Genomic DNA, 19,788 nt, shown 5'->3' with positions numbered 1-19,788 from the left:
AAAATAAAAAAATTCTGATATAGTTATTAGAAGGGTATTTTTAACAATCTATAATATATATTTAAAGACAAAATGATTTAGAATTACCAAGGGGGGTTTAATTTTAAAATTGTTGCTAAATTAATATAAATATGATAGAGTGAAAATGTATATGATTTAAAAATATAAATATTGATATTTTTAAAATAAATGACTTTAATTAATTATTTTATTAAAATAAATAATTAATTAAACACTTAAAAGAAAGAAGAATTTATGGAAATTACTTCAGGATTTAAAAAAACTTTTAAAAAAACTTACAAATCAATTAAAAAAAGAATTAATATATTTTTAAAAAAGCTTGGTTTTAGTAAAAAGAAAACCTATGAAGTATCAAACCAAATTGTTACTGAAATGTATGGAACAATAGGTAGATATGTTCAAAAAGAAATCAATGATCAAATTGAACCGAGAAGTTTACAGCAAGAAAGAAACAGAAACAATTTGGAATTATTTGATCGAACAAGTGATCTGCCATCATATAGTGAAGCAATCACAAATTCTCAGTCATATCATCAACCGAGTGTTTTGCCATCATATAAGGAAGTAAAACCACAATTACCGAGATATGAAGAAGCAGTCGCAGATATTAAACCATTTGATGAAGAACGTGCTAGAAGATATAAAGAATTATTGAATGAAATGAATATCTTTTTTGCGAAAGAAGCATTAAAACCAACTGGCAAAAATTGAACATCAAATGTAAAACAAGCGAAACCATTATCACAATTAAAGAATGGGCAAAATGGAAACTTGGATATTGAAGAAAATAAACTATATAGTTTATAAAATAAAAATTTTATTATAAATAAAAAAATATTAAAAGAGGGGTTAAGTTATTAAAAATAAAAATTTACTACTTTAAATTTATTCAAAAATATACATATACATACTAGTTTTTATAGGCAATTAATATTTTAATTGCTTTTTTATTTTTTTAAAATACTAAAGGAGTATATAATATTTGTGCTATAATTTTTTTGTATATGACCAAGGTTACTGGTAAATTACATTAATTTATTTTATGGAGAAAATATGAGTGTAAGAACTTGACTATCTTCGGTAGCAATTTTATGTTTTATTTTAGTTATTTATGAAATAATTTTATTAATAAAATATAAAAGAGCTCGTAAAAGAAATTTTAGTAATATGTTAAATGAAACAATAAAAAATTCAAATAAAAATTTAATAAATAAAGAAAAAAATATTGAAAATATCAAAACCAAAGTAGTTAGCATTCTTAGTTATAAAGAGAAAATTAATATTATAGTATTAATTATTGGAATCGTAGGAATGTTCCTTTTTTCGACATTAAGTTTTTTATATGCATAAAAGTAAAAGATTTTCAAAACACCAAAAAGATAGTTTAATCGCTGCGTGTGTTTTTTTCCCGATTGCTAATATCTTTGGGATAATCTTTATTTCATTTTTCAAAGCATGAAAAATGCCAGGTTTTACTTTTAGTAAATTTTTTCCTTATTTATGAAAATTTATGTCTGAAAATATCACTTTTGTTCTAATTTGTATTGCAGTTATTTCAATCATTTTTTGAGTAATTGCTTCTTTTATAATATTTGTTGCGGCAAAACATTTTGAAAAAATATATGTTAAAAAAACAGAAACATCAGAATATGGAGGCGCAAAATGAATTGTAAATGAATTAGACAATAAAGGGAGTATTAGAGAATTTAATAAATTATATCCTGTTCATAATTTACATGATGTTAAAAATAAGGCCGGATGAGTAGTAAGATTTTTGAAAAAAAATAGTAAAATTAATTTTAATATTCGTACTAATACACATGCAATATGTTTAGGAGCAACAAATACTGGGAAATCACAAAAAATTGTCATGCCTTCTGCTATTTATAATAGTTGTTTACCAGAAAGATATAAACCATGTCTAATTTTTACCGATCCTAAAGGAGAACTATATGATGTCTTATCAAAACTATTACAAAAAAATGGTTATGAAGTATTAGTTTTAAATTTACGTGATCCTAAAAATTCTTCTTCTTGAAATCCATTAGCAATTTCCTACAAGTATTATTATGACTCAGTTACTATTACAAAAGAGTTAAAGTATTTTATAGTTAAAAATCAAAAACATTTGGAAAAATATGTTTGTTATTATCATGATGAATTTAATTGCACAGAATGTTTTAGAAATATTGTTGACAAAAAAATTGCAATTTTTCGTAATCAATGATTTTTTAATTTAAAAGAAGCACAAGAATTTGTTGAAGCAACTAGAAATGAATTAAAATCATTAGCAATTGAAGAAATTAATGATTTAGTTTTAACAATTTGACCTTTAACTGGTGGTGAAAATGACCATTTTGCAAGTATGGCTGCTAGTATTGCAAAAACAATTATTTTAGGATTATTAGAAATATTAGATGATAATCCAGCGGCGTTACCCTTAGAAAAATTTAATTTCCCATTAATTAATATGCTTTGTAGTGACCGTAAAAAAATGAAAGCCTGGTTTGCCAGTTTACCATCAACATCATTAGCAAAAATTATTGGAGCTAATGCATTAGCAACTGGTGAAAAAGAATTAGGTTCAATTTTTTCAACTTTAGATCGTGGATTACAAATATATCAAGATCTTGGTATTCAATCTATTGTATGTAGTAATGAAATTGATTTATTTAAGTTTACTGAAAAACCAAAAGCTTTATTTTTAATTATTCCTGATGAAAAAACTAATCGTCATATTTTTGCTTCGCTAATTATTTCGCAATTATATAAAGCAAATGTAGGAATTGCAACAGAACGAAAAAGTAAACGCTTACCGCGTGATATTCAGTTTTATTTAGATGAGTTTGGAAATATGCCAACAATTCCTAATTTTCAATCCTTTGTTACGGTTGCTCGGAGTAGGGGAATGTTTTTCCTAATAATTGTTCAAGATTTAGATCAAGTTTATGAAAAATATGGCAAAGAAAATGGAACAGTTATTATTTCAAACTGTAATTTAAATATTTATATTCAAACTAATAATTTTGATACTGCAAAAACATATTCAGATATGTTAGGAACTGAAACAGTTGAAATTTTATCTCATTCACGTTCACGTAGTCTACAAACAAAACGAATTATGATTGATCCTGTCCAAAGAAGAAAAGAAGGAATGGAGTTAATTAAACCTAGTGATTTAATGAAATTAAAAAATCCTTATGGAATTATATTTAGTTCAAAAGAAAATCCGGGTTTAGTTTATATGGATTCAGCATGAAAATATAGTAAAGTATTTGGTTTAGGTAAACTTAAAAATACAAAAATAATTAAGCCATTTAATTTTCTTAATAATCATTATTTTGATTTATTTTCATATGTTACATCAGGTCAAGTTGAAATGATGAAAAATGAAATTGAAGAAAAAATTGGAATAATTTTAAAAATTCCTCTTGCACAACGAACACCTGAACAAATTAAATTGTTAGAAAAATGTAAAAATATTGGAATTAATTTTACTGAAAGTTAATATAAATATTTATAGTAGTTAATATCTTTTGAAAAGGACACCAAAATTTTTTTAAATTTTAAGTATTTTTCACAAAACTTAGGAAAATCACCGTAATGTACTATACCACACACATTTTAAAGATTACAAGTAAAATAATAAAAATATTTATTTATAATATGTAAAATGTAATATGAAGTGCAATAATTTTTCCTCAAAAAACTCTTTAATTTTGCTTGTAAATCAAACAAATTAAAATTATTAATAATATATTTCATTATAAAATCAATTATATATAAAACAATAAAAAAGAGCAATCTATATGAAAAAATGACTTAGCATAATAGGAGCAATTGGATTAACCGCAACAAGTACAACAAACTTAATTGCTTGTTATGATGATAAATTAGCAGAAAAACCACCAGAAAATAATAATTGAAAATTAGTATCAAGTATTTTAGAAGAAGGAAATACTAAAAAATGATATATAGGTATCTTTAAAAAAGATAATAGATGAAATATTATAAAATGAAATGGTAATAAAGAATTTTATTCATATTATTATGATAAAATTTATCGTTGAGATGGTGAACGCCAACCACAAACGCCCCAAATTGATAACAATGGTAATGTTAAGTTTAAAATAGATATTTATAAACAAAAAGTTAAAGATTTTTTAAATAATTATTTAGATGTTATTATCCAAGAAAATATTAGAGTTCAACAAGGTGGCAGTGCGGATTATGAAAATCCGAATAAGGTTGGTACAAAGCGGATAATTTTTGATTTTGAAACGGTTGACGAGTTGGATGTTAAAAATATTAGAAAATCAATTTATCGGATGATTTTGACTGTTTATGAGGCAAATTTAATTATTTCTGGTAGTTTGGAATTAAATAATATTAATAATGATGATTTAAGTTTTAATTTTAGTTTTATCCGAACGGGAACTGTTGAGGTTTTTAATTTTAATGGTTCAATTTATTCATCATTAAATAGTAAAGATTTAAAGTATTATTAACAGTTATCGGTCAGTTTGATTTATCTAAGTTTTTACAGTCGTTTTTTGCAAGTGCTTTGGTTCCAGTGTTTCAAAATCGTAGTTCGTTTATTGAAAATGGATATATTGATAATTTACAATATGATACTGTTTTAGTTAACTTTTTTGCGTTAAAATTACAAAATTTTAATAATATTTTGTTGAGTGAGAATATTAACGATAAATTGCAATTTGATAAATTATTAAATAGTATGTTTAAGATTTCACAGAAATTTTATACTAATTATTTACTTACGATTTTTGATTTAGAGAATAATACTTATGTTCAAGGTTATAATAAAAAATATGGTTTATTAGTAAATAATGGTTTTAAAATTTACCCACGATATTTTTATTTTTCGGATAAATATAAGCAATTAGATATTAAATTATATTCAGCATTTAAAAAACGGTTTTATACGATTAATAATTATGGTAGTGTTTTTAATTATGATTTTTCGGTTGCTAATAATTATGATATTAAGTTAAATTCGGGTTATTTTAACACCAAATATATTTTTAAAATCACTAATTGCTTTTTTAACAGCAGCAATAGCATTATCAATACTTAATTTATCATAAACATATCCTAATGCTAATCTTGTTTTTTAATCAATAAAATCATAAACATAATACTTTTTATCAACTGGAAATTTACTTGGTACAAAATATTTAGCGTCCATCTGTAATAAACCTATTTCTTTAACTTCATATCTTGGATGTTGTTTTTTAATTTCTTTAATTTTATTTTTTATTTTTAATCATCTTTCATCTTTTTTAAGTCAACGAAAAAATATTTTTAAATTTTTTGGTGCTTTATTTTTTAATTCTTCTCCATGAATTCCTTTTTTTAAATTATAAAACAAAGATAAAACACCACCAGCATGTTTATTACAATATTCAAAATATAAATAACAAATATTTTTGCTAATATGATTACTATATTGATAATTAATATTATGTGGTAACGTTGATTTTAATAATAATTCATCAAAATCATTATTTTTATATTCAATTAAAATTTTATTCGCTCAATAATAAAAAGTTGAAAATTTATTTTTAAAATATTTTTTAATTAAATCTTTCAATAAAAATTTACCACTATTAACATAATAATCATTACACAAATTAATATATGAAAATATTTTTTGTTTTATTCTTTTATAATATTTATTTTTATAATTTTTACTCAAAAAACTCTTTAATTTTGCTTGTAAATCAAACAAATTAAAATTATTAATAATATATTTCATTATTTTACACCTACCATCAAAAATATATAAAATTAATATTTAATACGAATAATTGATATATAATTGATATAGTATAAAATCAATTATATATAAAAAAATAAAAAGGAGCAATATATATTAAAAAATGACTTAGCATAATAGGAGCAATCGGATTAACTGCAACAAGTACAACAACCACCAGAAAATAGTAATTGAAAATTAATTACTGATTACAATTATTTTGATAATAATATTGATGATAATTGGTATTTTTTTATTTTAAAAAATGAAAAAGAAAGTAAATTAAAAGAAATAAAATTTATTAATAATAGTAATAATGCTTATGGAATTATTGAATCAAATGGTTTTTTTAGTAAATATCTTATAAAGAATTCTTATTTACAAAAAGGATTAATTAAAGGTCTTTATCGTTGAGATGGTAATGGTGAACCAACAACACCAACAATAAACGAAAACACCGGCGAAATTACTGATTGAAAAGAACAAAAAGGAACTTAATAACAGTTCCTTTTTTATATTAATTGTTTATTGTATATTCTTTTTCTACGTTTAAATTCAGCGTGCTGATATGTTAAATTCTCTGAATTACCCTCTATTTTTCGATTATGAAATGTTTCTCAATTAATAATAATATTATTACTATCCACAATATGATTATACAATTCTGGATTATTACCATATCAATATCCCTCTGGATTCTTAGTAAATGAAGTAATACGAATTGACTCATCTATTCTTAACTTTTGAAATCAAGTAAAGTAATCAATAAAGTGGTTTCAAATTAATGCAGCAAATGATTTAAGTACAGTTGAAGTTAATTTTATTAATGTTGAGGGATTAAAAAATAAATTTGTTATTTTTTTAATAAAAATATTTTTATCTTTTGTTAAAAAATAAATAATATTTATTATAGTTCAAGTTAATTTATTAATTTTAATTTTCATTTTAGAAAATGTTGACTTTTCAACTACATTACCATTTATTCTACAATATTTTCCTATATTTTTATTATTATACTTGGCATTAATTGCGTACTCTTTATTTCATTTGTATTTAAATCATTATTTGTACCAATAATTATTGTTGTTTTTTCATCTTTAATATATTCACCATTACTAACATCAAAATCTGCAGCAGATAAATTAATACTATCTTTTTTTATTACTGTTATTATTTGTTTAGTTTTTATTAACATATTATTTTTATTAAAATCTTGAGAAAATAATATGTTAACTATATCTAATAATTTTTCTTTTGATAACACAATAGATAAATTTCAAATTGATTTATTATAATTATAAATTTTTTCAACAAAGCTATTTTTTTCTTCATCTGAATGCATAATTTCATTTAAAAAATAATTAGAATTATTGAAATCTGTTTTTATTTCTTTTATAAATCATTCTTCAAATTTACTAATATCTGTTTCAATTTCTTCATCAATTATTTTTATATTTTTTTTCATATATTTTTTTTTAAAATAGTATCCGTATTTCAATATCTAATGAATATATTTTTATATTTTTCATTCATAAATAGTTTTTCTGCATAATCAATAATATTATTATCCTCGTCTATCAGAATATGAATCTATTGGTGGGCCATTTTTTTCTCATTGATTTTTTTCTCCGATAATTTCAAATAAGTTAGAATTTTTTATTCATTCTCCATTTTCAATAAATAAAATAGTTATAATTTTCTGTTTTTTCCCTAAATTTGCAAATAAATTACAAATTTCAACAAAATTTTTGAAAAATGTATGAGCATAAGCATCAATGGCATTATCATCAAAATCTGCAGCAGATAAATTTACACTATTCTCTTTTATTTCTGCTAATATTTCTTTAGTTTTTTTATAAAAATATATTATGTGCTTTGAACATATAATCCAATTATATCCAATAATTTTTCTTTTGATAAAACAACTGATAAAGTTCAAGTTGAATCATCATTATTATAAATTTTTTTAACAAAACTTATTGGTTCATTAATAACATTAAGTTTGTTTAATTCTGTTTTATTTATGTTTTTCATTATTTTTAAATTTTTACTATTAGTAGCGATGACTGCTGTCATACCATTACCAGTAATTACTATAGTTCCTAATAAAATTAACAATTTTTTCATAACTTAAAGTCCTTTCTTTCAAATATTTTTTATTTTATTAGAATAATAAGACTTAATAGTTAATATAATTATAAATAACATTGTAATTGATATTATTTATAATTATATTATAATTTCCGATTTTAAGATTTATTTATGTAAATTATAAATGCAAGTGCAACAAATCTATTAATAAAATAATAAAGTGATACAATGTTTTAGAATTAACTATTTACTAATAAAAGAAAGGAAGAAAAAAATGAAAAAAAATATTACACTTATTAATTAGTGTAACTATAACTTTTGGAACTATTCCAAATTTATTAGCTAATAATTTTTATTTATTATCAGATAATGCAAAAAAAGCCAATTTAAGAAATGACTTTTATGTATTAATAGATGGAATTATAGAAATTAAATCTACAGATTATAAAGAATGAATTTCTGCAGAACCCCTTAATGCAATAAAAGATCTTGGCACTATTAACGAAAATAAACCAGAAGCAATTTTACTTGCAATAAAAGCAATATAACTAAAAGCAAAAATGGAAGAAGTTGAATTAGAAATACCAAAAGATAATTATAATGCTTTAGACAATATTTTTTGATCATATCTTAAAATTAAAGAAACTTCTATATCTTATCCCCAAATGTTATTAAATAAAAAAGTAATTTTTAAAATAAAAGGTCATAACATTAAGAAAAGAAATACTCCTAAGTCATTGGCAGAATTAACATCAACAGTTAATATTGGTGATATTGAACTTTTTGATATTGATGAAGAACATATTCGTAATCGTTTAGAGGCATTAAATCACTCAATTTTCTCACAGCCAGCTTTTTTGGAAAACTTTATTTTTGATAGTATTACAGAAACAAGGGCAACAGGACATTTACAACAAAGTATTATGATAGGAACAAATAGAATAATTTCTAGAATTAATACTTTTACAATTAATTATAATCTCGTTGCTACTTTATCTAAAGTTGTTCCAATTCGGAATTTAGAACACCTTGAAACTAATTGCAGGCATTAAATATTCGAGCAATTCAAAAATCTTAATCCTTTAATAATAAGAAATGCGTTAGTTAAAGAGATATTATAAATAAAACAAACTAGTGCAATAGTTAGTCTTTATGATTCTGTATACTATAATGAAAAAACATATATTATTAACGATAATAAACCCTTTGAAGTAAATTTTAATGCAGATAAGTTTATTTTATCTTCTTTAACAACTACTACTGATTTAGGAGAATTACCTAATAATCATGCTGAAACAATTAAAAGAGCTTTTCTTAACTATAATTTGCATATCAGAGAAAGTGATATTTCTCATATTGATGTATTTAATGAGTATTTTGCTGTTATTTATGGAAATCTGTGCGAAGAGAAAATTGTTGTTTCTTTTAGAATATCAAAAAAGAAAGTCATTTTTAATATAATAAATTTTAATTTAATAAAAAAATTTATAACTAAAAAAGATAAAACTAATAGTGAATATCATTTTTTAAATCAAGCTAATGAACAATCTAGTTTGGACCATAACAAAAATTTAGATATTAATTTAATTGAACATGATAATAATTTTACTAAATTAACTTAAATGGTAGAACAAGGTTTAGAAAAAGAGACAATAAATAATTTACAAAATATTGAAAATTTATTAACAAATATTAGTATGAAAGCATTTCTTTTACCGGATACAAATGTACCATTAATGATAATTGACTTAAAAAATACATTTAATAATCAAACTAATAAACAAAATCGTAAAATAGTTGAACAATATAATTTAATTTTAAAAGAAGACAAGCAGCAAAGATTAGATGCAATCAATGAGCATTATCAAAGTTTACCAGATGATGAACAAAAAAATTTAAAGAAAAAATAAAAAAAGTTGGAACAACAGTTTATGCCGCTGGAATTAATATTGAACATAATGATAAAGATCCTGGGGTCATTGCTTCTACCTTGATTTCAGGGGGTGGTTTGTTAGGGGTTTCTAAGTTAACTGGTATATCACCAATAAAGAGTTTAACAAAAGCTACTAATTATCTTAAAAATATGGTATCTTCTCCACAAATTAGTACTATAGCAGCAGGTGAAACAGTATAATTAACCGCTGCTGAAACATTAACAACTGAAGCAACAGTATCTGTTGTTAGTGAAGGAAGCATTATTGGGATAGAAGCAGCATTTAGTGCTAGTTTAGCCCCAAAAACATTGGGATTATCATTAATCATTGGTGGTTTAGTTCTTGCTGGAACAGGATTATTTTATTGAATTTTTGGTCCAAATCAAACAACTGTTGTTAAACATGAATCACATAATCAATATAATGAAATTGAAAAATATTATCAATTTTTAGCACATGATAAACTAAAATTGAGTATTGATTCGGTTAAATGAAAAACAATAATTGAAATTTATCAAAAATATTCTAGTAATTATCAAGAATTTGTTAAAAAAATAAAAGAGAAAATTACTGGTTTTCACAAAGAAGATCATAGTGGATGAGGTGGAAAACTTGATGATAGTGATATTAATATTTTAATTAAAGTGTTATTTGATAATTTTCATATAATAAATAATAGTTTTTTAACAAATTCTACCCATGGTTGAAAAATTGTAACAAATACAATTGGGAGTTATTTACAAATTGAAATAAAATAAAATTAGTGTACGAGGAACATTTGAAATATCATAGCTGGAGAATGTTATCCTTAAGCAAATAATTGTGTCTTATAAATTGTGAAACGAAGCAAAAAAAATAGTGAATTTAAAAGAATTTTTAATACATAATCTAATTTGTAATTATTATATATTTTTACAAGTTTTATTAAATCTCTAAAGGTGTTTTAAAGTTTAGTTTTTTTAATCTTTTATTTAATATAAAAGCATTGTTTCTTTGCCATATTCCTTACTGTATTTATTTAAATCTCTATTGTTAGGGTATCTTCGTAATAATTTATTTTTATGCTCAATAGTGCCTTTATACAACTTAATAAAAAATTTTTTAATTTTAATAAAATTTTTTAAATAAATATGTTAAGATTAATATGTATATTTTTTGAAACAAATAATTTTAAAGTAAAACTTCATATTAATTTTTAATAGTTAAAATGCTTATAATTTTAAACCCTTTTCGCGATAAAGGAAAACTTAAATGAATAACAGTATTATTCCACCGCAGTTGAAAAAACAAAAACTACGCTTAAAGGATAATTTTTCGTTAGTTGATTTAGGTTTAACTTTAACATATGCAATGTTTGCATTTATGTTAGGTTACAATTTAATCACATTATCAATAATGTTAAGAGTAATTATTGGTATTACTTTTTTCTTATTTTTAATGATGACATTAATTCATTCTGATAAATATAGTGGAAAAATTTATATTATAATTTTTCGAGCATTTGTTTTTTTAGCTAAAAAAAGAAAGTTTTATATTTATAGTAAAAATAATAACACATCCTTGTTAATGCCATATAAGAAATTGCATGACATGTGTATTGAAACTACTGTTTTAGAAGGTGGTAAAAAATGATATGTTGGTGCAATTGAGATTAAAGGACTTAATATTACAACATTAGATACAAATGAACAATTATTAAAATTTAACCAATTGGCAAATATGTTTCGTTTAACAGATTGTCAATTAAGTTTAGTAAAAATTGAAAAACCTTATGATTTAGAAAAAAATATTGTTAATTTAGATAAAACAGTTGATAAATTAATTAATCTTCGTAGAGATGAAATTTTAACCGCAAAAGGATACAAAAGTCGTTTTGAACAATTAGAAGGTTATCGAAAACTTTATGAAGATCAAGCTGGTATTTTAGGTTATTCTTTTACTAGTAAAGTATTTGTCTTATTTGTATATGATACTTCAATAAGCAAATTAGAACGAGATATTCATATTATCAAAATGAAGTTAACGGAAACTAATTTGCGAACTATTGATTTGGATAAATATGAATTAGTTAATACAATTAAACTTATTTTTAATCCATTTGATGAAAAGTTTTCAAATGAAAAAATTGATGAGTATCAAGATAATGTTAATGAATTATTAGCATTAGATAATATTACCTTTACTAAAAGTGGTTTTCGCATAAATGATGCGCAATTTTCTATTAAAGGAATCCAAAATTATCCAATCTATCCACAAGATGGTTGAGCTGCAAAATTATGTACAACAGATAGTACAGTTATTTTTAATATTTCGAATACAAATCTTGATGCAGTTAAAGAACAATTACATCGAGCAATGATTAATGCCCGTACTAATTATTTTTCTGTTAAAAAGACGGTTAATCGTTCAGAAAAAGAACGTGAATATGAATCGTTTGAAAATTTAGTGCAATTAATTGCATCAGGTGAAGAACAAATTAAACGGGTAAATATTATTTTTTTAAATTATGGTTTTAATCTACATATGTTAAAACAATCAGAAGAAAGACTACATATTTTATTAAAAAGTCTTAATATGAAAATGGATTATTTATTTTTTCGACAAATAAGTGGGTATAGTGCCTTATTACCAAAACCAACTGATCCAATGGCATATCATAATTCTTATGAAATGCCATGTGCAACATTAGGAAATTCATTTCCATTTTTAAATAACGCTTTAGAAGATGAAAAAGGATTATTTGTTGGTTATAACACTACTGGTGATGTAATTTTTACTGACCAATTTAAACGTGGTGGTGATTTTCAAAATTCAAATGCGCTATTTATTGGCACAACAGGAGGTGGTAAAACGACAACTGTTAGTAAATTTTTGAATTATCATATCATTAATGGTAGAAAAGTAATTATTATTGATCCAAAGCGCGAGTTTGGAAAACTTTGCGATTATCATGATGGGAATTGAATTGATGTTGGTTCTGGGCATAAAGGAAATTTTAATCCATTACAAATTAATGCAAAAATTGACCAATATCAAAATATTAATACAATCATTGGTGACCATTTGCAAATTTTAGAAACATTTTTTCATTTTACCCATCCAAGTTTAAAAATGGACGAAGTTGGTTTTTTAACACAACGAATTTTAGATTTATATTTAAAACTAGGTATTAATAATGAAGAAAAATTTAATAAAATGGAAAATAATGATTGACCAATTTTTGATGATTTACTTAATTTTTTAACAAAACTAGAACCAGATCTTGGCGAAGCAGAAATGCTCCACAAAATTAAAAAAATTATTCAATATGATTTTACTGGTTATGGGAAATATGCTGCATTATGGAATAAACATTCAACTATTACCTTAGATGATAATTTATTAAATATTTTAGATATTCAAACACTATATTCAAAACAAAAAGTTTTAAAAGCACAAATGTTTTTAATGCTTAATTATATTCGAACAGAAATTAATAATAATCGATTTAATACATACAATGAAATAATTTTAGCTGTCGATGAAGCACATATTGTTATTGATAAAGACAATCCACAAGCTCTAAAGTTTTTATTTGAAACAGTAAAAATGATCCGTGGTTTTAATGGCGGGGTAATTTTAGTAACACAAAATCTAACCGATTTTAGAATGACTGCCGAATTAGAACGAGAAGCATCTGCCATTCTTAATAATGCGCAATATGTTGGGATTTTAAAATTAAAACAAAAAGACTTACATGATGTAAGTGAATTATATAGTGCAAGTGGAGGTTTATCGGAATCAGAAATTAATTTTTGTGCCGGTGCACAACGAGGGGATATGTTATTTATGGTGACAGATTATAATCGCCATTGTTTACATGTGGAATTATCTGATTTTGAGCAACAAGCCTTTGGCATAAAATTATTAGAAAACTAAAATGAGGGAAGAAAAATGGAAAGACTAAAACGTAAATCTTATAAAGTACAATTGAAAGTTCCGATTGAATTATATGAGGAATTACAAAAATTTATTGATGATGAACATTCATTAGCTTATGTAATTAAGCATCTTATTAAAAAAGGAATTCAAAATTACTTTGGTGATGACGAATAATAATATTTTAATTTATTTGTTAAAAGTAATAAGTTTATTTTTGTAAATGACCATTTATTTTATGAGAAAAAGTTATTTGGTAAATGACAATCTATATTTTAATAATTCTTATTAAAATATTACAAAAGGAAAGGGAAAAATATGCAGGGGATATTTTTGATTAACAAGGCACAACCATTTAGTTCACAATTAAAAAAAGAAGCAAAGATGGTTTATCATAATGTTAATATTGATAAATCATCTTGCAAATTTAATAAAAAGGCTCCAAAACAATTTTTTATTAAATTAAAAAGTAAAATATTAAAATTAATTTTAAGAATACAAATTGCTACAAAAGGAGAATTATTATGAGTTTATTAAGTTTACTAGCTAATGCACCTGATTTTTCAAAAACTGCCGATTTAGTAGTTGTATTATTAAATGCAATATTATCACCAGTTTCAATTATTGCTGGAGCAATTTGTATTTTATATATTATTAAACATGGTTTAAAAATTAAAAAATTTGCTGATGATCCTGAACAACGAAATATTCAAATATATGCTGTCTGTTGATGTGTTTTTGGATTAGCATTATGTATTTTTGCACCAATATTTATTAACACAATATTACCAGAATTAATTAATAGTTCAGGAAGTTATGATCCTCCTACTAAGTAGGGATTTATGGAATTAATATTTAATTTACCTTTTTTAGGTATCATTGACTGAATTTTAATTGGGATATATAAAGCAGTATGAGGAATCTTTATTACCGGCCCGTTAGGGTTGGTTTCAGTTTTTACACAAGTTCTTGAATTTTTATCATCAGGAATAATTTTTAGTTTATTATTTAACTCACAAGAAGGCTTTTCTTGGTCAAATATTCCAACTGCATTTTGGCAATTTGCCATTGTTTCAGTAGCTTTCTTAGTAATAATTTTTATTACCCAATATTTAACATTACAATTTAAAGATGCAAAAGAAATGCAGCCAAGACTAATGGCGTGCTTTAAATATACTGGTTTAGCTGGAATCTTTGTTCTTTTTATTCCAATTGGTTTTTTCTTTTTAAATGGAATTATTACTTGGTTTATGGGAATATTAAGTACAATTTTTGGAACTAGCGACCAAAATTTAGCTGATGTATTATATTGAATTGGAAATAGTGATGTTGTTGCAGGGAAACCAGGCGATTATGGGCCACCAAGTAATATTATGGATTGAAGTTTAATTATTGAAATTTTTTCCGTTTGGTTTGTTCTGTTCGCCATTGCAATGTTGGGAATGTCATTAACACAAAAGATTTTTGAATTATTATTTCTTTTTATAGTTGCTCCAGTTGTAATGGCAACGATGGTGCAAGATGAAGGAAAAAGAGCACTAACATGAAAAGATATGGTGTTATCAAAAATGTTAGCGGCATCAACAGCGTTGGTGGCTTATTATATTTTTATGATATATATTAATGTTATTTCAAATCCTAATTTTGGTCCTTCTGATTTTCCTGTTTATGCAAGAATGCTTTTACAAATTATTTGTATTTTAGGAGGAGCACTAGGTGTCTGAGGCATTACAAATTTACTTTCAGCTTTTATTGGTGAAGCAATTGGAATGTCAGATGGTCTTAATTCAATTCGTAGTACAATGGCAGCTGGTATGTTTGCAATGGGAGCCGGGAAGGTTGCTAAAAAAGCACTTGGTTTTGCGAAAAAGAAACATAAAAAAGATTCATCGGGAATGGCAGGACTGCCCGGGATGGATACGTTTAGTGGTGGTGGCGGTAGTCAAAACCAAAGCCAAGGGATAACGCCACTAAGTTTTTTAGAAACAAGAACAGGAGCTTTAGGAATGCTTGGAAAAGGATTGCGGGTTGGAGGTAATGCTCTTGGTCGTTCAATTTGAGCAGTTAAAAATGGATGAGAATCAACAAAAGCGACATGAGGAGATTCATATGATGTTAATCCAACATCAACAGGAAGTTTTGGAAAAGTTAAGAAAAATTTTAAGCAAACTAAAAACTTTATGAAAACAGAAGCCCTTGCTGGAGCAAATTATCTTGGTAGAAAATCTATGAAGATTGCTACAAAAGGAATCAAACAAGTTAAAAAACATTCTTATGAGCATGTTCAACGAGGTTATAAAACTGCCAAAAGAAAAGAACGCTAATTCAAACTTAGCACGAAGATAAAACTTATGAAAAAACAATTGTGAATTTTGTTATGCAGTATACCAATGCAATTAACAATTTATACTTTTGGATGTAAAAGTTTTGATTATGGTTCAAATCCACCTAATTTAAAACCAATTGAGCCACCAGAAGAAGTAAAAGATATCAATTATTATTTGCAATTAAAAGAAAAAAATCAAAAATTATTTGAAAAAACAAAAAAAGAAATTGATGAACTAAATTCATCAGAATCAATCCAGGAAATATGTGGTAGTTCAAAAATGTGTTCTGAATTGCAAGAAATAATAGATGCAAATATGGTTGAAATGTATGAATATCAAGCAATTGTCTATGATTGTGATTACCAAATTTTATTTTTAGAAAATGATTGTGATTTTAGTGATAAAAAAATTAGAGAAAATGCAATTGCTATTATTACAAATGAAAATAATATTTTAAAAAAACAATTGGAATTAATGACAACTTCATCTGACCCATATCGTGAAGATGAAATTAATAAAGTTAAAAATTTAATTAAAACCTGTGAAGAAATTTTAGAAAAATTAAATAAAGAAAATGAAAATGAAACTTAATTTAAATAAGTAAAATAATAAAATGGGTTTTAAACAGCAAAATTTAAATAATTAATATTTAACAATATTAATTATTTTTTTATGATAAAAATATGATTTAGCAACATAAGATGTAGATAGTTATTTTATTTCAGCAAATGATTATCTTAAAAATAATTTTCTTAATAATTATGATAGTATTCTACTAGCTATGGAAAAATACTTTATTAAAAGAATAAACGAAAGGAAAAGAAGAGATGAAAAAAATATTATCCTTATTTGGTATTTTTGCTTTGTCAGGAGTAATTAGTGGAAATCTGACTGCTTGTCACAAAGACACAGAGACAAATAACATTGACCAAGAAATTGCAAATGTTTTAAAAAATATGAAAGATGTTAAAGACATTGATAAAACAGAAGATGGATGACAATTTGTTAATGAAACATTTTTAAATGATAATATTATTCCCCTTTTATCTCAAAAATTAGGGGCGAAATGAACGGATGAAAAACGTAAAGAAGTTATGAAAAAAATTGTTGAAAAAATTGGTCTAGTTTTATTAAACAATGAACATGTTGAAGTAAAACAATATGATATTTATAAAATTAAAAATACAAGTTTAGAAACTTTATTCTTAACTGGGTATTAAAGAAAAATTAATTACTTCCGATGAATATAAAGCAAAATATTTAGATGAAGAAGGAAATATTAAAAAAGAATATTTTGAGGAAAACAAAAATGTTTCATTAGCAGTGAAAATTAATTTTAATGGTTTAAGTTATAATCTATCATTTACATTTAAGACAGCGTAGCAAATACCATAGAGATTATTCTCCCTCGTTTATTAATTAAAAAGTATTTACATAAAAAACAAAAATCAATTTTTGAGCATCTAAAATAAAGTAGACATAAAAAATAAAAATTATGTTAAAACTTTATTAAAGAGATGTTCTTTTTATATGAAAAAACAAAATAACAAAGAACTTGGTAGTAAGAAAAAAGCTTAGGTTTTATAAAAAATATAAATAAAGTAATTAAATAAAAATTAAAGTAATCGCTTATTAAAGCGTTTTTTTTATTTGCATTATTCATTAGATAGTATCTTTAAAATTAAAAATTAACCTATTTTTCCCTAAAAATTAGTTAATTTTTATAATTTCCTTTCTGTGATTTATTATATTTTTTCGGTTTAACAGATAATAATATTATTTTTTTAATAAAGGTACTATCTGCTGAATAATGCAATCTAAAACTTAATATTTTGATGCTTAAAGATGGATAACCCATTGCATTTTGTAATATTTTAATTGCTTCAATGTTAAGACTTAATAGCAAAATTAATGAAGTTAAAGTTGAAAAAAATATTCAAAATAAAGAAAAAATTAAATTTAATATTTTTTATTTAAATAAAAGACAAAACCAATTTTTATCTTTATAAAAAACTTTTTAAAATTAGTAATAACTTTAAAAAGTACTTTTTATTGTTCTAAAATTCATAATTTTATAAAATTATTTATTTAATTAAAAATTATTTTTTTTAAAAAGTTGAATTTTTTATAAATTTTGTTATCATTTAAGTCATAAGCGAAACTTAATTTGTTTCTAATTACTTAATTTTATTAAAAACCTAAGAATAATGAATACTACCAAGAACTTAAAAGATGAAAAAATTAAAATGGGACTATGGATTATAAGTTAAAAATGGAAATAAGAAAAATTCTATTGCCAATAAATAATTAGAGTTAATAACAAAAAGAATTATATGAATATCCAAAAAATAAATTAATCACCTGTTAGGAAAACAAAAGTCTATTTAAAAAATGTCCAAAAAAAGCTACTAATCCAGGCAAAGTCTTTTTACTATTTTTGGGATAAAACCATTAAATTTATGGCTATTAAAAAAATACTTACTTTATTCCAACGTTAACTAGTTTACGAATAATACTTATTGTTTTTACTAAGAAAAAAGATTATAATATTAACTAAGGAGGATTTGATATGGCCATATTTAATAATAAAAAGCCAACTTTTGTATCAATGGATTTAGGAACAGCTTACACTCTGGTTTATATTTCAGGGAGTGGAATTGTTTATAATGAACCATCCATTGTGGCATATAAAATTAAAGAAAATATGATTATTGCTGTCGGAAATGAAGCATATAAAATGATTGGAAAAGGAAATAAAACAATTAGAATTGTTCGACCAATGGTTGATGGAGTTATTACAGATATTCGTGCAACAGAAGCACAATTAAAGTATATTTTTAATCGTTTAAGAGTTACCAAGCAATTAGCTAATTCAATTATGTTATTAGCTTGTCCATCAGTTATTACCGAATTAGAAAAAAATGCTTTGAGAAAAATCGCGATGAATCTAGGCGCAACAAAAGTTTTTGTTGAAGAAGAAGTTAAAATGGCTGCGTTAGGTGGTGGGGTTGATATTTATAAACCTTTTGGTAATTTAGTGATTGATATGGGAGGAGGAACAACAGATATTGCGGTTCTTGCTTCAGGGGATATTGTATTATCAAAATCAGTTAAAGTTGCTGGAAATTATTTAAATGCTGAAATTCTAAAATATGTTCGTTCTCAATATGGTTTAGAAATTGGAATTAAAACAGCAGAAATGATTAAGATTGAAATTGGTTCATTAGCAAAATATGGTGATGAACGAAAAATGAAAGTGTATGGACGCGATGTTGTTTCAGGATTACCACGAGAAATTGAGTTGACGCCAGAAGAAATCCGGGAAGTTTTAAAAGTTCCAGTATCACGAATTATTGATTTAGCAGTTCAAGTCTTAGAAGAAACACCGCCAGAATTAGCAGGAGATATTTTCCGCAATGGAATTACCATTTGTGGTGGTGGTGGTTTAATCAAAGGAATTGACCACTACTTTGAAGACACATTACAATTACCAGCCAAAATTGGTGAACAACCATTATTAGCAGTTATTAATGGAACAAAAAAATTTGAATCAGATATTTATGATATTATTCGCCAAGAACATCAGAAAACAAAAGAATTAGATTATTAAGAATGTTACAAGTTGCTATAAGAATTAACGAGCATATCAAAATAGCAAATATGGTCAGCATAGAGCAACTATGAATTAAAATCAAAACCAATAATATTGCCAAGATTA

At 24.0% G+C, this 19,788-nt stretch carries 19 protein-coding genes and 1 pseudogene; 15 read left to right on the top strand and 5 right to left on the bottom strand.

Annotated features, from left to right (window positions below):
- Positions 1-255 precede the first annotated feature (255 nt).
- The 3 genes and pseudogenes from SDAV_RS01985 to SDAV_RS14580 all read left to right on the top strand — a co-directional run.
- Complete coding sequence (locus SDAV_RS01985; RefSeq protein WP_114564330.1) at positions 256-828, top strand: hypothetical protein; 573 nt, start codon at positions 256-258, stop codon at positions 826-828.
- Between the two features lie 655 nt (positions 829-1,483).
- Positions 1,484-3,529, top strand: coding sequence for a type IV secretory system conjugative DNA transfer family protein (locus tag SDAV_RS01975; RefSeq protein ID WP_245938461.1), 2,046 nt, complete (start codon positions 1,484-1,486; stop codon positions 3,527-3,529).
- A gap of 550 nt (positions 3,530-4,079) precedes the next feature.
- A pseudogene (locus SDAV_RS14580) lies at positions 4,080-5,047 on the top strand (spiroplasma phage ORF1-like family protein); the annotation flags it as partial.
- A gap of 108 nt (positions 5,048-5,155) precedes the next feature.
- On the opposite strand, the gene SDAV_RS01965 reads toward SDAV_RS14580, so the two are convergent.
- From SDAV_RS01965 to SDAV_RS01945, 5 genes are all read right to left on the bottom strand, one after another.
- On the bottom strand, positions 5,156-5,800 hold the full coding sequence (locus SDAV_RS01965; protein WP_222611573.1) for a hypothetical protein: 645 nt from the start codon (positions 5,798-5,800) through the stop codon (positions 5,156-5,158).
- A gap of 512 nt (positions 5,801-6,312) precedes the next feature.
- Positions 6,313-6,744 (bottom strand): hypothetical protein, encoded by a 432-nt coding sequence (locus SDAV_RS01955; protein ID WP_114564327.1) that lies wholly within the window; start codon positions 6,742-6,744, stop codon positions 6,313-6,315.
- Between the two features lie 53 nt (positions 6,745-6,797).
- A complete protein-coding gene (locus tag SDAV_RS01950) occupies positions 6,798-7,265 on the bottom strand; it encodes a hypothetical protein (protein WP_114564326.1) in 468 nt (155 codons plus the stop codon).
- 99 nt (positions 7,266-7,364) lie between these two features.
- A complete protein-coding gene (locus tag SDAV_RS11535) occupies positions 7,365-7,739 on the bottom strand; it encodes a hypothetical protein (protein ID WP_151202497.1) in 375 nt (124 codons plus the stop codon).
- Entirely contained in the window at positions 7,667-7,927 is a 261-nt protein-coding gene (locus SDAV_RS01945) for a hypothetical protein (RefSeq protein WP_114564325.1), read from the bottom strand. Before SDAV_RS01945 ends, SDAV_RS11535 begins: the two co-directional genes overlap by 73 nt.
- 524 nt (positions 7,928-8,451) lie before the next feature.
- On the opposite strand from SDAV_RS01945, the gene SDAV_RS01940 reads away from it, so the two are divergent.
- From SDAV_RS01940 to mreB, 12 genes are all read left to right on the top strand, one after another.
- Entirely contained in the window at positions 8,452-8,943 is a 492-nt protein-coding gene (locus SDAV_RS01940; RefSeq protein WP_114564324.1) for a hypothetical protein, read from the top strand.
- A 570-nt stretch (positions 8,944-9,513) separates the two neighbouring features.
- The gene (locus SDAV_RS01930) at positions 9,514-9,801 is read left to right on the top strand and encodes a hypothetical protein (protein ID WP_114564322.1); all 288 of its coding nucleotides are present in this window, start codon (positions 9,514-9,516) and stop codon (positions 9,799-9,801) included.
- A gap of 98 nt (positions 9,802-9,899) precedes the next feature.
- Complete coding sequence (locus tag SDAV_RS13880) at positions 9,900-10,025, top strand: hypothetical protein (protein WP_281268826.1); 126 nt, start codon at positions 9,900-9,902, stop codon at positions 10,023-10,025.
- Between the two features lie 108 nt (positions 10,026-10,133).
- The gene (locus SDAV_RS01925; RefSeq protein ID WP_114564321.1) at positions 10,134-10,583 is read left to right on the top strand and encodes a hypothetical protein; all 450 of its coding nucleotides are present in this window, start codon (positions 10,134-10,136) and stop codon (positions 10,581-10,583) included.
- Positions 10,584-11,076: 493 nt separating this feature from the next.
- A complete protein-coding gene (locus SDAV_RS01920) occupies positions 11,077-13,743 on the top strand; it encodes an Mbov_0397 family ICE element conjugal transfer ATPase (RefSeq protein WP_114564320.1) in 2,667 nt (888 codons plus the stop codon).
- Between the two features lie 15 nt (positions 13,744-13,758).
- A complete protein-coding gene (locus tag SDAV_RS11745; protein ID WP_004028635.1) occupies positions 13,759-13,920 on the top strand; it encodes a hypothetical protein in 162 nt (53 codons plus the stop codon).
- 156 nt (positions 13,921-14,076) lie between these two features.
- Positions 14,077-14,280 (top strand): hypothetical protein, encoded by a 204-nt coding sequence (locus SDAV_RS01915; RefSeq protein ID WP_245938460.1) that lies wholly within the window; start codon positions 14,077-14,079, stop codon positions 14,278-14,280.
- Positions 14,268-14,579, top strand: coding sequence for an Mbov_0395 family pilin-like conjugal transfer protein (locus tag SDAV_RS01910; RefSeq protein ID WP_114564318.1), 312 nt, complete (start codon positions 14,268-14,270; stop codon positions 14,577-14,579). Before SDAV_RS01915 ends, SDAV_RS01910 begins: the two co-directional genes overlap by 13 nt.
- A gap of 6 nt (positions 14,580-14,585) precedes the next feature.
- Positions 14,586-16,067: an Mbov_0396 family ICE element transmembrane protein gene (locus SDAV_RS01905; protein WP_114564317.1), complete on the top strand. Its 1,482-nt coding sequence runs from the start codon at positions 14,586-14,588 to the stop codon at positions 16,065-16,067.
- Positions 16,068-16,094: 27 nt separating this feature from the next.
- On the top strand, positions 16,095-16,661 hold the full coding sequence (locus SDAV_RS01900) for a hypothetical protein (protein ID WP_114564316.1): 567 nt from the start codon (positions 16,095-16,097) through the stop codon (positions 16,659-16,661).
- A gap of 236 nt (positions 16,662-16,897) precedes the next feature.
- Positions 16,898-17,290: a hypothetical protein gene (locus SDAV_RS01895; RefSeq protein WP_114564315.1), complete on the top strand. Its 393-nt coding sequence runs from the start codon at positions 16,898-16,900 to the stop codon at positions 17,288-17,290.
- A gap of 1,349 nt (positions 17,291-18,639) precedes the next feature.
- Positions 18,640-19,680, top strand: a complete 1,041-nt coding sequence (gene mreB / locus SDAV_RS01890) for a rod shape-determining protein (protein WP_114564314.1) — start codon at positions 18,640-18,642, stop codon at positions 19,678-19,680.
- Positions 19,681-19,788: the final 108 nt, after the last annotated feature.

The sequence above is a fragment of the Spiroplasma phoeniceum P40 genome, from assembly GCF_003339775.1.
GTDB lineage: Bacteria > Bacillota_I > Bacilli_A > Mycoplasmatales > Mycoplasmataceae > Spiroplasma > Spiroplasma phoeniceum.
Note: the sequence above shows the minus strand (reverse complement) of the source record. Positions and strands in the feature narration are given on the sequence as shown.